We start from the raw sequence: 13,117 nt of genomic DNA, 5'->3' as shown, positions 1-13,117 counted from the left end.
CCGGGCGGGACAATGACAACAACGGCGACAACGGCAATACCGCGGCGATCATAGCAAGCCGAATTGAAGTCGTTGCCCCGGTTCAACCGGGGCAACGCGCGGAGAAATCCGCCGGCGCCGCCGCTCTCCGCCGCCATCGATTCCTAGAAGGATTCGCCGGTTTTTGCACGCCCGTTCTTCCGGATAATGGCCGGCAGCCGCGCCCTCGACGGCGCGCCGTCCGATGCCGGCCGCCCGCCGCAGACAACAACAAACCGGAGACACCCGCCTTGATCGCCACGCTTCCCGCCACCTACCGCCGGCTCTGGCCGCTCGCCATCGCCGCCGCGCTGCTGTACGGGCTGTCGCTCGCTGCCGCACCCTATCCGGGCCAGGCCGTCGCGAAAGCCGCGATGGGCATCCTGCTGCTCGCGGCCGGCAGCACCTGCGGCGCGCCGCGCGAACGCGCGTGGCTGTGCGCGGCGCTCGCCACCGCCGTGCTCGGCGACGTGCTGCTCGCGCTACCCGACTGGCCGCTGTCGTTCGTCCTCGGCCTCGGTGCGTTCCTGCTCACGCACGTGTGCTACTGCGCGATCTTCATGCGCTGGCGCGCGCGGCCGCACGGCTGGCGCAGCGTCGCGCTGATCGGGCTGTGGATCGCCGCACCGTCGTTCTACGCGGCGTTCTTCCCGCATCTCGGCGAGTTGCTGGTGCCCGTCGCCGTCTACATGCTCGTGCTGTGCGTGATGGCGAGCTTCGCGCTCGCGGCCCGCACGCACGGCCCGCTGGTCGCGATCGGCAGCCTGATCTTCGTCGGCTCGGACACGCTGATCGGCGTCGGCCGCTTCCTCGGCGGTTTTCCGGGCATCGACTATCTGATCTGGGGCCTCTACGCGCTCGCGCAGGTCACGATCGTGGCCGGGGTTTTCCATGAGACGGCCGCCCGATCGATCCGGCCCTGATACTGTTTCAAACAGACCGCCGCATGCCGGCGGTCTCGTCCATCGCCTGTCTCGTCCTGCCGACGGCCCTTCCCGCCCATCCCGCATCGCGGAAAACGGACCGTTCCAAACCCCGCTCAGCCTTTTCCCGTCTGGCTTCCGGCCCTTAGAGCGCCGCTTCTAGCCCCTTGCGGTTTCCAGGCTCACCCTCTATCGTTACATCAAACAATGTAACATTCAAAAATGAGCCAAATCGGAGACACCCGGATGAATGCTCGTACGTTGCCTTTCGGTCCGCCCGGCCACGACGGCCAGGACGAAACCATCGACATCGCCATCATCGGCACCGGCTTCGCCGGTCTCGGGATGGCGATCCGCCTGCGGCAAACAGGCGTGACCGACTTCGTGGTCCTCGAGAAGGCCGCGTCGGTCGGCGGCACGTGGCGCGACAATCATTACCCAGGGTGTGCGTGCGACGTGCAATCGCACGTCTACTCGTTCTCGTTCGCGCCGAACCCGCGCTGGACGCGCATGTTCGCGCCGCAGCCGGAGATCCGCGCGTATCTGGAAGACTGCGTGCAGCGCTTCGGCATCGGCCCGCACCTGCGCATGAACCACGAGCTGCAGCGCGCCGAGTACGACGAGGCCGCGCAACGCTGGCGCCTCACCTTCGCGAACGGCAAGCGGCTGTCCGCGCGCGTGCTGGTGTCGGGGATGGGCGGGCTGTCGCGCGCCGCGCTGCCGTCGATTCCCGGCGTCGAGAACTTCCGGGGCCGCGCGTTCCATTCGCAGCAGTGGGATCACGACTACGCGCTCGAAGGCAAGCGCGTCGCGGTGATCGGCACCGGCGCGAGCGCGATCCAGTTCGTACCGCAGATCGCGCCGCGCGTGAAGGCACTCGCGCTGTTCCAGCGCACGCCGCCGTGGATCATGCCGAAGCCCGACCGCAACCTGACCGCGCTCGAGAAATGGCTGTTCCGCACGCTGCCGTTCACGCAGAAGGCCGTGCGCAGCGGCATCTACTGGATGCTCGAATCGCGCGTGCTCGGCTTCGCGATCCATCCGTCGCTGATGAAGAACGTGCAGAAGCTCGCACTGCGCCACATCCGCAAGCAGATTCCCGACCCGGAGCTGCGCAAGGCCGTCACGCCGAACTACACGCTCGGTTGCAAGCGCGTGCTGATCTCGAACGACTACTACCCGGCGCTGTCGCGCAAGAACGTCGACGTGATCACGACCGGCATCGACCACATCGAAGCCGACGCGGTCGTGACCACCGACGGCAAGCGCCATGAAGTCGACTGCCTGATCTACGGCACCGGCTTCCAGGTGGCCGACCCGTATCCGCGCGGCGCGATCATCGGCCGCGGCGGCCTCGACATCGTCGACGCATGGCGCGACGGCGCGCATGCGTATCTCGGCTCGACGCTGCCCGGCTACCCGAACTTCTTCATGATCATCGGCCCGAACACGGGCCTCGGCCACAACTCGATGGTGTTCATGATCGAGTCGCAGATCGAATACATCCTCGGCGCGCTGCAGGCGATGCACCGCGAGCGCGCGGATGCGATCGAGGTACGCCCGCTCGTCGAGGCGCAGTTCAACAGCGACCTGCAAGGCAAGTTGAAGAAGGCGATCTGGTCGACGGGCGGCTGCAAGAGCTGGTATCTCGACCCGCGCACCGGCAAGAACACGACGCTGTGGCCAGGTTTCACGTGGCGCTTCCGCCAGGCCACCGCGCGCTTCTCGATCGCCGACTACCACGCGTATCGCGCGCCGCAACACGACACGACCGCGCGGCCCGTCGCCGCGCCCGCCGCTTCCGCTTCCGCTTCCGCATCCACGTCCGCCGAAGCGGCCTGAGCCAGACAAGGAGCCATCGACATGAGAGATTTCGCCAACAAGGTCGCCGCGATCACGGGTGCCGGCTCGGGCATGGGCCGCGCGCTCGCGATCCAGCTCGCGCAGGCCGGCTGCCACGTGTCGCTCGCCGACAAGAACGGCGTCGGCCTCGCCGAAACCGAGCGGATCGTCAGCGCGATCGCGCCGAACGTGCGCGTGTCGACGCGCATACTCGACGTCGGCGACCGCGACGCGATGTTCGCGTGGGCCGACGACACCGCGAAGGAACACGGCAAGGTCAACCTGATCTTCAACAACGCGGGCGTCGCGCTGTCGAGCACGATCGAAGGGATGGAATACAGCGATCTCGAGTGGATCGTGAACATCAACTTCTGGGGCGTCGTGCACGGCACGAAGGCGTTCCTGCCGCACCTGAAGGCATCGGGCGACGGCCACGTGATCAACACGTCGAGCATCTTCGGGATCTTCGCGCAGCCGGGCATGAGCGGCTACAACGCGACGAAGTTCGCGGTGCGCGGCTTCACCGAATCGCTGCGCCAGGAACTCGACATGATGAAGTGCGGCGTGTCGGCGACCTGCGTGCATCCGGGCGGCATCCGCACGAACATCGCCCAGTCGAGCCGCGTCGCGAAGAACATGGTCGGCTTCATCGTCGAGAGCGAACAGCAAGGCAAGGACAGCTTCGAGAAGTTCTTCATCACGACCGCCGACGACGCCGCGCGCACGATCCTCGCCGGCGTGCGCAAGAACAAGCGCCGCGTGCTGATCGGCCGCGACGCGAAAGGTGCGGACTGGATGGCGCGCATCCTGCCGGCCGCGTACCAGGCGCTCGTCGTGCTCGCGACGCGCCGCGAGGCCGCGAAGGCCCGCCGCCATGCCGCACGCGGCACGCCGGCGCCCGCACCGCTCGCCACCTTCAACAATGCAGGCAATCAGGGAGGAGAACAATCATGACGACACCGAACATGATGCCCGTGCGGCGCGACATCCGTTTCGCGCTGCCCCCCGAACGCGCGAAGGACTGGCACGTGCAGGGCGTGCCGGTCACGCACTTCATGAATGCACTGTCGCTGCTGTTCCCGGCCGGCGAACGCTTCTTCATGGATTCGGTGCGCAACTACCGCGACCGGATCGAGGATCCCGAGCTGAAGAAGCAGGTGATCGGCTTCATCGGGCAGGAAGCGATGCACACGCGCGAGCACATCGAATACAACGACCTGCTGCAGTCGTCGGGCCTGCCCGCCCACAAGCTCGACAAGCGCCTGTGGACGATCCTCGGCTGGTTCAAGAAGGCGCTGCCGCATTCGATGCAGCTCGCGATCACGATCGCGCTCGAACACTACACGGCGATCCTCGCGAACCAGCTGCTGTCGGGCCACGAGCACCGGATCGACGGCTCGGTCGAAGGCTACCAGCAGATGTGGATGTGGCACGCGATGGAGGAAACCGAGCACAAGGCGGTGTCCTACGACGTGTGGACCACCGTGATGAAACCGGGCCTCGGCAGCTACCTGCTGCGCACCGGCACGATGCTGACGACGACCGTCTTCTTCTGGACGATCGTGTTCGACTTCCACGTGCGCCTGATGCTCGCGCACCGTCGCAAACACGGCAGGTTCGGCGGCATGTGGCGCCTCGTCAAGTATCTGTACGGCCCGAAGCACGGCGTGTTTCCGAGCATCGCACGCGAATGGCTCGACTACTTCCGCCCGGGCTTCCACCCGTGGGATCACGACAACCACCAGTACCTGCAAGGGCTCGACACGCTGCTCGAGAACATCGACGCGACCAACGCGCGCTACGCGGCGCAAGCCGCCCCGCGCCGCGTGCCGCTGCACCCGGTCCCGCAGGCATGACGCGATGGCGCGCGCCCACGAGATGCTGACCGTCCAGTCCGGCGACGTGAAGCTCGCCGTCTACGTGAGCGGGTCGCGGCGCGCGCCGCCGCTGATCCTCGTGCACGGCTACCCTGACTCGGCGGCCGTGTGGGCGCCGATCCGCGCGCGGCTCGCGAAGCGCTACCGCGTGATCGCGTACGACGTGCGCGGCGCCGGCGCGTCCGACGCGCCGCGCCGCCGCGCCGACTACACGCTCGAGCGGCTCGCCGCCGACCTGAAGGCGGTGGCCGATGCGACCTGCGGCGGCCGGCCGTTCCATCTCGTCGGCCACGACTGGGGCTCGATCCAGTGCTGGGAGGCCGTGACCGATCCCGCGTTCCGCGGCCGCATCGCGTCGTACACGTCGATCTCGGGCCCGTGCCTCGATCACGTGTTCCGCGCGAAGATGCGGCTCAGGCAGAGCCTGAAATCGTGGTACATCGCGTTCTTCCACCTGCCGGTCGTGCCGTCGCTGGTGTGGCGGCTCGGCGGCGCGGCGCTGTGGCCGCGCTGGCTGCAGATCACCGAACGCGTGCGCGCCGAGCGCGATCCCGTGCAGTTGAAGAACGCGCTGAACGGGCTGCAGCTGTACCGCGCGAACTTCATTGCGCGGGCCCGCAAGCCGCGCGAACGGTACGCGCAGGCGCCGGTGCAGATCCTCGTGCCCGTGCGCGACCGCTACGTGACGCCCGAGATGTCGGTCGACCTCGACCGCTGGCTCGGCGACCACGTGCGCGAGGAAATCGACGGCAGCCACTGGATCGTGCTGCGCCACCCCGACATGATCGCGCAGCGGATCGACCGCTTCGCGTCCGCGCACGAGCGGCCGGCGGCCACGAGCGCCGCGGTTCAGCGCCCCGTCGGCGCCGGCAGGCGCCTGAACAGCGTCTCGTAGTCGACGACGAGCCCGTCGTCGTCGATCTCCATCTCGGCCGTGAAATTCCGGAAGATCCCTTCGTAGCGGTAGCGCCGGCCCGGCTCGATGCACGCATAAGCCTGCTTGACCGGCGTGACCTTCAGGTCCGGCGTCGAGATGTACGCGACGTCGATCGGCCGCCGCTCGCCGCGCGCGAGCCCCAGGCGGCCGATCGGCAGCGCATTCGTAAACGGCGTCGCCGCGATGTCGATGTCGATGCAGCCGTCGAGCGCCGGCAGCGCTCGGCCCGAGCCATCGCGCCAGTGGCCGGCGCCGTCGCCGCGCAACTCGAGCGTGCCGCCGCCCATCACCTTGAGCACCGCGTAGGTCACGCGCCATTGCGGATCGCACTCGACGCGATACGCGAGCCCGTATGCGCGGCCGTACCGCTGGCCGACCACCGCGCTTTCGACGACGATCGCGCCGTCGCTCCGGTCGAACGTCAGATGTTCGACTCCGTCGCCCTCGAGCGACGCCCAACGCACTTCGCGCATCTTTCCGCCTCCGTTTGCCCCAATGCGGGGCATCGTTGAACAAATCCTGACTATCCAGAATTCCCTATTACGGTGCACGGGATTGTGTCCTATGCTCGCGGCTCGTCCTGTTCCGCAGCCATCATGCCTACCGTCCGCCCCGTCCCGCCGTCGATCGACCTGCGTATCCTGCTGCGCGGCATCGGGCAGATCGTGCTGCAGGCGAACGCATTCACCGGCGCGCTGCTGCTCGCCGCGCTGGCACTGACCGACCTGCGGCTCGCGAGCGCGGCGCTGGTCGGCTCGGCCGCCGCCAGCATGACCGCCGTGCTGACCGGCGCCGAGCGCCGCGACGTCGAACAGGGGCTGCACGGCTTCAATGGTGCGCTCGCCGCACTGATCGCCGTGCTGTTCGCGCCCCATCAACTCGCAGCCGTCGCGCTGGTGCCGCTGGTCTCGATCGGCGCCGCACTCGTGCAGCGTGCGATGCGCGGGCCGCTCGCCCGCTGGCGGCAGTGCCCGTATTCGAGCCCGTGCCTCGCCGTCACCACGCTGTGGCTGCCGTTTGTCGCGCCGCAGCATGCGAGCGGCGCGACGGCCGGCGCGGCGCCGACGCTTGCTTCCACCGCCGACGCCCTGTTGTCGGGCGTCGCGCAGACCACCTTCGCGCAAGGCGCATGGGCCGGCATACTGATCGTCGCCGGTCTCGCCGTCGCGTCGCGCCGCGCGGCCGCGTTCGCGCTCGGCGGTGCGATCGTGTCGACCGTGCTGCTGGTCGCGCTCGGCGCAAACGGCGCATGGCTCGCCGATGGCCTCCTCGGCTTCAACGGCGCGCTCGCCGCACTTGCGTTGATGCCGCGCGGCCCGCGCGCGGCGCTTGCCGCCGCCGCCCTCGCCGCGCTGATCCAGTGGCTCGCGATGCGCGCGGACGTCCCCGTGTTCACGGCGCCGTTCGCGCTCGCATCATGGGCGACCGTCTACGTCGCGCGCCGCTTCACCCTCGGAGAACCCGATGTCGTCATTCGCACACCGTCCTGATGCCGTGAAACCCGGCGGCCCGATCTCGGACGCCGAACGCCGGATGCGCGTCGATCTCGCCGCAGCCTACCGGCTCGTCGCGCTGAACGGCTGGGACGACCTGATCTACACGCACCTGTCCGCGACCGTGCCCGGCGAGCCCGGCCACTTCCTGATCAACCCGTTCGGCCTCACGTTCGACGAGGTCCGCGCATCGAACCTCGTGAAGATCGATCTGGCCGGCAACCGGATCGGCGACGGCGAGCATGCGGTCAACGTGACGGGCTTCGCGCTGCATGCGGCCGTGCACGCCGCGCGCGCCGATGCCGTCTGCGTGATGCACCTGCACAATACACCCGGCATCGCCGTGTCGATCCAGCGCGACGGGCTGCTGCCCGCGTCGCAGCACGCGCTGCGCTTTCATGGCGACCTCGCGTACCACGACTACGAGGCGCTCGCGTTCTCGCCGGCCGAAGGCGCGCGACTGACCGCGAGCCTCGGCGCGAAATCCGCGATGCTGCTGCGCAATCACGGCACGCTGACGGTCGGCCGCACCGTCGCCGAAGCCTATGTGCTGATGGATACGCTGATCAAGGCCTGCGACATCCAGGTGCGCGCGCAAGCAGGCGGCGGGCCGCTCGTGCTGCCCGACCCGGCCATCGCGGACCGCACGGCCGCACAACTGCGCGACGGCGGCGCGATCGAAGGCGAACTGGAATGGCCGGCGCTGCTGCGTCGGCTCGACCGGATCGATCCGTCGTATCGCGACTGACGCCGTCGTCCTCATCCTCATCCTGCCGAATCGTTCAACCTCAACCGGAGCATTGCCATGCCGACTTTCAATATCCAGCTGTTCGAAGGCCGCACCGTCGACCAGAAGCGCGCATTCGTCGAAGCGATCACGCGCGTCACGTGCGAGACGCTCGGCTGCGAGCCGGGCTCGGTCGACATCATCCTGACCGACGTGAAAAAGGAGAACTGGGCGACGGCCGGGAAGCTGTGGAGCGACGAGCGCTGAGCGTCAGGGGCGGCGATGCTTCGACACCGCCCGCCCCGCGCTGAACACACGCCGCGCCGCCCGCGACGGGCGCCGCACGCGGCCGCCTCGGGCCGCCCGCGTTGTGCGCCCGCACATCGCTTTGTCACGCGATCGGGGCCATAATGCCGGACAGACGCAGCAGCCAATGGCCACCCGACGAGGAGACCGCCATGGAAGCGAAGAACGAGGAAGTCGTCGCACACCTGCTCTCCGATGTCGTCGAATTCGCGCGCGGGCGCCTGCCCGAAGCCACCTTCCGGATCGTCGAACCCTTCCTGCGTCATTACTACGATTTCGTCGACGCCGACGATCTGCAGAGCCGCAGCATCGCCGACCTGTACGGCGCCGCGATGGCGCACTGGCAGACCGCCCAGAAATTCGTGCCCGGCAGCGAGCGGCTGCGCGTGTACAACCCGATCCTCGAACAGCACGGCTGGCATTCCGATCACACGGTGATCGAGATCGTCAACGACGACATGCCGTTCCTCGTCGACTCGGTGTCGATGGCCGTCAACCGCCTCGGGCTCGCGCTGCATTCGGCGCTGCACCCGGTGTTCCGCATCTGGCGCGGCGCGGGCGGCGGCATCGAGCGCGTCGACGCGGGCGGTGCGACGCCCGGCGACGGCCAGTCGCAGCTCGCGTCGTTCATCCATTTCGAGGTCGACCGCTGCGGCGACGCCGCGCTGCTCGACACGCTGCGCGAGGACATCGCACGCGTGCTCGGCGACGTGCGCGCGTCGGTCGAGGACTGGCCGAAGATCGTCGACATCGCCCGTGCGACGATCAAGGAGATGAAGGCGCGCGAATCGACCGCGGAAGACATCGAGGCGCGCGCGTTCCTCGAATGGATGGCCGCCGACCATTTCACGTTCCTCGGCCAGCGCGACTATGCGCTGGTGTCGCACGGCACGGGCTTCGGCCTGCGCGGCGTCGAAGGCTCGGGCTACGGCATCCTGCGCGAATCGCTGCGCACGTCGGGCGCGCCCGACGTGACGCCGCTGCCGCAGGCCGCCGCCGACATCATCACCGGCGCGTGGCCGATCTTCCTGACGAAGGCGAACTCGCGTGCGACCGTGCACCGGCCGGGCTATCTCGACTATGTGGGCGTGAAACTCGTCGGCGCGGACGGCAAGGTCACCGGCGAGCGCCGCTTCATCGGGCTCTACACGTCGACCGCCTACATGGTGTCGAGCGCCGAGATCCCGATCGTGCGCCGCAAGTGCGCGAACATCGTGCGGCGCGCAGGCTTCCTGCCGAAGGGGCATCTCGGCAAGTCGCTCGTGACGGTGCTCGAAACCTATCCGCGCGACGAACTGTTCCAGGCCGACGAAGACCAGCTCTACGACATCGCGCTCGGCATCCTGCGGCTGCAGGAACACCAGCGCACGCGGCTGTTCGTGCGGCGCGACCGGTTCGACCGCTTCGTGTCGTGCCTCGTGTTCGTGCCGCGCGACAAGTACAACACCGACCTGCGCCGCCGCATCGCGAAACTCCTCGTCGACGCGTACAACGGCGTGAACGTCGAATTCACGCCGCTGCTGTCGGAATCGGCGATCGCGCGCATTCATTTCGTTGTCCATGCGGAACCGGGCACGATGCCCGATGTCGACACGCGCGAGCTCGAAACGCGGCTCGTGCAGGTCACGCGCCGCTGGCAGGACGATCTCGCCGACGCGCTGCTCGACGCATTCGGCGAAGAGCAAGGCAACCGACTGCTGCAGCGCTACGCCGATTCGTTCCCGGCCGGCTATCGCGACGACTACCCGGCCCGCACGGCCGTGCGCGACATCGAGCTGATCGAGCGCGTGAAGGACACGGGGCAGCTCGCGATGAACCTGTACCGCCCGATCGAGGCCGAGCCGCGCGCGTTCCGCTTCAAGGTCTATCGCGCTGGCGACCCGATCGCGCTGTCGCGCAGCCTGCCGATGCTCGAGCATCTCGGCGTGCGCGTCGACGAGGAGCGCCCGTACCGGATCCAGACGCAGGACGCGACGCACGCATGGGTACACGATTTCGGCCTCGAGCTCGCGGACGATACCGAGTTCGACATCGAGCGCGTGAAGGGCCTGTTCGAGGATGCGTTCGACCGGATCTGGAGCGGCCGGATCGAGAACGACGACTTCAACCGCCTCGTGCTGCGTGCGCACCTGAGCGCGCGCGAAGTCACGATCCTGCGCGCGTATGCGAAATACCTGCGGCAGGTCGGCTCGACGTTCAGCGACGCGTATATCGAGCGCGCGCTGACCGGCAATCCGGCGATCGCCCGACAGCTCGTCGAGCTGTTCCTGCTGCGCTTCGACCCGGCCACCGGCGACACGCGCGGCGTGCAGGCCGAACGCCTGCTGAAGGCGATCGAAGGCGCGCTCGACCAGGTGCCGAACCTCGACGAGGACCGCATCCTGCGCCAGTTCCTCGGCGTGATCAACGCGACCGAGCGCACGAACTACTTCCTCGTCGACGCAAGCGGCGACTCGAAACCGTACCTGTCGTTCAAGTTCGATCCGGCCAAGGTGCCCGGCCTGCCCGAACCGAAGCCGATGTTCGAGATCTGGGTATATTCACCGCGTGTCGAGGGCGTGCATCTGCGCGGCGGGCGCGTCGCGCGCGGCGGCCTGCGCTGGTCGGATCGACGCGAGGATTTCCGCACCGAGGTGCTCGGGCTGATGAAGGCGCAGATGGTGAAGAACGTCGTGATCGTGCCGGTCGGCTCGAAAGGCGGCTTCGTCGTGAAGAACCCGCCGCCGCCGAGCGATCGCGAAGCGTGGATGCGCGAAGGCGTCGCGTGCTACCAGACCTTCCTGCGCGGGCTGCTCGACCTGACCGACAACCTCGTCGGCAACGCGATCGTGCCGCCGCCCGACGTGGTGCGCCATGACGCCGACGATCCGTATCTGGTCGTCGCCGCCGACAAGGGCACGGCCACCTTCTCCGACTACGCGAACGCGATCTCGCACGAATACGGCTTCTGGCTCGACGACGCGTTCGCGTCCGGCGGCTCGGTCGGCTACGACCACAAGAAGATGGCGATCACCGCGCGCGGCGCGTGGGAATCGGTGAAGCGGCACTTCCGCGAGATGGGCATCGATACGCAGACCACCGACTTCACCGTGGTCGGCGTCGGCGACATGTCGGGCGACGTGTTCGGCAACGGGATGCTGCTGTCGCCGCATATCCGGCTCGTCGCCGCGTTCGATCACCGCCACGTGTTTCTCGACCCGAACCCCGATCCCGCGACGAGCTTCGCGGAGCGCGCGCGCATGTTCGCGCTCGAACGCTCGAGCTGGGCCGACTACGATCCGGCAGCGATTTCGTCGGGCGGCGGCGTGTATCCGCGCACCGCGAAGACGATCCCGCTGTCGCCGGCCGTGCAGGCCGCGCTCGGCATCGACGCCCACGCACTGCCGCCGACCGACCTGATCCGCGCGATCCTGCAGGCGCCGGTCGACCTGCTGTACAACGGCGGCATCGGCACCTACGTGAAGGCCGCGCGCGAAACCCACCTGCAGGTCGGCGACCGCGCGAACGACGCGGTGCGCGTGAACGGCGCGGACCTGCGCTGCAAGGTGGTCGGCGAAGGCGGCAACCTCGGCTGCACGCAGTTCGGCCGCATCGAGTTCGCGCAGCGCGGCGGCCGCATCAACACCGATGCGATCGACAACTCGGCCGGTGTCGATTGTTCGGATCACGAAGTCAACATCAAGATCCTGCTCGGGCTCGTCGTGTCGGACGGCGAAATGACCGAGAAGCAGCGCAACGCACTGCTCGCGGAAATGACCGACGAAGTCGGGCTGCTCGTGCTGCGCGACAACTACTACCAGACGCAGGCGCTGTCGATCGCCGGCCGCTATGCGGTCGAGCTGCTCGACGCCGAAGCGCGCCTGATGCGCTGGCTCGAACGCGCGGGCCGGCTGAACCGCGTGATCGAATTCCTGCCGACCGACGACGAAGTCGCCGAGCGGCAGGCCGCGAAGGCCGGCCTCACGTCGCCGGAGCGCGCGGTGCTGCTCGCGTACAGCAAGATGTGGCTCTACGACGCGCTGCTCGAATCCGACGTGCCCGAGGATCCGCTGGTGGCCGCGATGCTCGTCGACTACTTCCCGAAGCCGCTGCAGCAACGCTTCAGCGAGCCGATGGGCCGCCATCCGCTGCGCCGCGAGATTCTCGCGACGCACCTGACCAACGCGCTCGTGAACCGCGTCGGCTGCGCGTTCGTGCACCGGCTGATGGAGGAAACCGACGCGAAGCCGGGCGACATCGTCCGCGCATGCATCATGGCGCGCGACGTGTTCGACCTCGACGCGGTATGGCGCGACATCGACGCGCTCGACAACCGCGTGGCCGACGACGTGCAGGCGCGCATGTTCGTCGACGTCGCGCGGCTGCTGGAGCGTGCGGCGCTGTGGTTCCTGCGCCACCTGCAATCCGGTGCGGTGGCGGACGGCGGCGTCGCCGAGCTGATCGCGCGTTGCCGCGACGCGGCGGAACGGCTCGCCCCGCAACTGCCGTCGCTGCTGCCGGCCGACGATCTCGATGCGCTGTCCGAGCGGCAGCGCGTGCTGGTCGAAGCCGGTGTTGACAGTGCGCTCGCGGTACGCGTCGCGAGCGGCGACATTTCAGCCGCGCTGCTCGACATCGCCGAAGTGGCCGCGACCTGCAACCGCAGTCTCGAACTCGTCGCGGGTGTGTATTTCTCGCTCGGCACGCTGCTCAATTACGGCTGGATCAGCGAGCGCGCGGCGACGCTGCCGACGCCGACGCACTGGGACATGCTGGCACGCGCCGCCGCACTCGCGGAAGTCGCGCGCCTGAAGCGCACGCTGACGACGAGCGCACTCGCGGAGTCGCCGGATTCGACGACGCCGGAGACGATCGTCGGTGCGTGGCGCGAGCGCCGCAACGCCGCGCTCGCACGCTACGAGCACCTGCTCGCGGACTTGCGCGCGTCGGGCGGCGCGAGCCTGGCGGTGCTGCTCGTGGTCGTGCGGGAAATGGCCGTGCTCGAACGCGCGTGA

General features: G+C 68.4%; 10 protein-coding genes. 9 read left to right on the top strand and 1 reads right to left on the bottom strand.

Annotation, left to right across the window (positions count from 1 at the left end; all coding sequences use genetic code 11):
- The first annotated feature begins 269 nt into the window (after positions 1 to 269).
- The 5 genes from DIE03_RS01715 to DIE03_RS01695 all read left to right on the top strand — a co-directional run bounded on the left by DIE03_RS01715 (position 270) and on the right by DIE03_RS01695 (position 5,555).
- Entirely contained in the window at positions 270 to 941 is a 672-nt protein-coding gene (locus DIE03_RS01715; protein ID WP_124446853.1) for a lysoplasmalogenase, read from the top strand.
- Between the two features lie 246 nt (positions 942 to 1,187).
- Complete coding sequence (locus tag DIE03_RS01710) at positions 1,188 to 2,783, top strand: NAD(P)/FAD-dependent oxidoreductase (RefSeq protein ID WP_124446851.1); 1,596 nt, start codon at positions 1,188 to 1,190, stop codon at positions 2,781 to 2,783.
- A gap of 21 nt (positions 2,784 to 2,804) precedes the next feature.
- Positions 2,805 to 3,737, top strand: a complete 933-nt coding sequence (locus DIE03_RS01705) for an SDR family oxidoreductase (protein ID WP_124446849.1) — start codon at positions 2,805 to 2,807, stop codon at positions 3,735 to 3,737.
- Positions 3,734 to 4,639, top strand: a complete 906-nt coding sequence (locus DIE03_RS01700; protein ID WP_124446847.1) for a metal-dependent hydrolase — start codon at positions 3,734 to 3,736, stop codon at positions 4,637 to 4,639. Before DIE03_RS01705 ends, DIE03_RS01700 begins: the two co-directional genes overlap by 4 nt.
- Before the next feature lie 4 nt (positions 4,640 to 4,643).
- Complete coding sequence (locus tag DIE03_RS01695; protein WP_124446845.1) at positions 4,644 to 5,555, top strand: alpha/beta fold hydrolase; 912 nt, start codon at positions 4,644 to 4,646, stop codon at positions 5,553 to 5,555.
- Here the strand turns inward: DIE03_RS01695 and DIE03_RS01690 are convergent.
- Entirely contained in the window at positions 5,510 to 6,070 is a 561-nt protein-coding gene (locus DIE03_RS01690; RefSeq protein ID WP_124446843.1) for a putative glycolipid-binding domain-containing protein, read from the bottom strand. The genes DIE03_RS01695 and DIE03_RS01690 overlap by 46 nt on opposite strands.
- A 123-nt stretch (positions 6,071 to 6,193) precedes the next feature.
- On the opposite strand from DIE03_RS01690, the gene DIE03_RS01685 reads away from it, so the two are divergent.
- The 4 genes from DIE03_RS01685 (at position 6,194) to DIE03_RS01670 (ending at position 13,117) form a co-directional block, all read left to right on the top strand.
- Positions 6,194 to 7,087 (top strand): urea transporter, encoded by an 894-nt coding sequence (locus DIE03_RS01685; RefSeq protein ID WP_124446841.1) that lies wholly within the window; start codon positions 6,194 to 6,196, stop codon positions 7,085 to 7,087.
- Positions 7,062 to 7,838 carry a class II aldolase/adducin family protein gene (locus DIE03_RS01680; protein ID WP_124446839.1) on the top strand — a complete coding sequence of 259 codons (777 nt, stop codon included), beginning with the start codon at positions 7,062 to 7,064 and terminating at the stop codon, positions 7,836 to 7,838. The genes DIE03_RS01685 and DIE03_RS01680 overlap by 26 nt, the downstream gene beginning before the upstream one ends.
- A gap of 57 nt (positions 7,839 to 7,895) precedes the next feature.
- Positions 7,896 to 8,084 (top strand): 4-oxalocrotonate tautomerase, encoded by a 189-nt coding sequence (locus tag DIE03_RS01675; protein WP_039344138.1) that lies wholly within the window; start codon positions 7,896 to 7,898, stop codon positions 8,082 to 8,084.
- Between the two features lie 191 nt (positions 8,085 to 8,275).
- Positions 8,276 to 13,117 (top strand): NAD-glutamate dehydrogenase, encoded by a 4,842-nt coding sequence (locus DIE03_RS01670; protein WP_124446837.1) that lies wholly within the window; start codon positions 8,276 to 8,278, stop codon positions 13,115 to 13,117.

It is taken from the genome of Burkholderia sp. Bp8992 (assembly GCF_003853705.1).
Lineage (GTDB): Bacteria > Pseudomonadota > Gammaproteobacteria > Burkholderiales > Burkholderiaceae > Burkholderia.
The sequence above is the reverse complement of the archived record's forward strand: the minus strand, read 5'-3'. Positions and strand labels throughout refer to the sequence as shown.

Coding starts and splice junctions, on each gene's coding strand:
- DIE03_RS01700 (WP_124446847.1), top strand. CDS start 3,734: ATGACGACACCGAACATGATGCCCGTGCGGCGCGACATCCGTTTCGCG.
- DIE03_RS01690 (WP_124446843.1), bottom strand. CDS start 6,070: ATGCGCGAAGTGCGTTGGGCGTCGCTCGAGGGCGACGGAGTCGAACAT.
- DIE03_RS01710 (WP_124446851.1), top strand. CDS start 1,188: ATGAATGCTCGTACGTTGCCTTTCGGTCCGCCCGGCCACGACGGCCAG.
- DIE03_RS01670 (WP_124446837.1), top strand. CDS start 8,276: ATGGAAGCGAAGAACGAGGAAGTCGTCGCACACCTGCTCTCCGATGTC.
- DIE03_RS01675 (WP_039344138.1), top strand. CDS start 7,896: ATGCCGACTTTCAATATCCAGCTGTTCGAAGGCCGCACCGTCGACCAG.
- DIE03_RS01705 (WP_124446849.1), top strand. CDS start 2,805: ATGAGAGATTTCGCCAACAAGGTCGCCGCGATCACGGGTGCCGGCTCG.
- DIE03_RS01685 (WP_124446841.1), top strand. CDS start 6,194: ATGCCTACCGTCCGCCCCGTCCCGCCGTCGATCGACCTGCGTATCCTG.
- DIE03_RS01695 (WP_124446845.1), top strand. CDS start 4,644: ATGGCGCGCGCCCACGAGATGCTGACCGTCCAGTCCGGCGACGTGAAG.
- DIE03_RS01680 (WP_124446839.1), top strand. CDS start 7,062: ATGTCGTCATTCGCACACCGTCCTGATGCCGTGAAACCCGGCGGCCCG.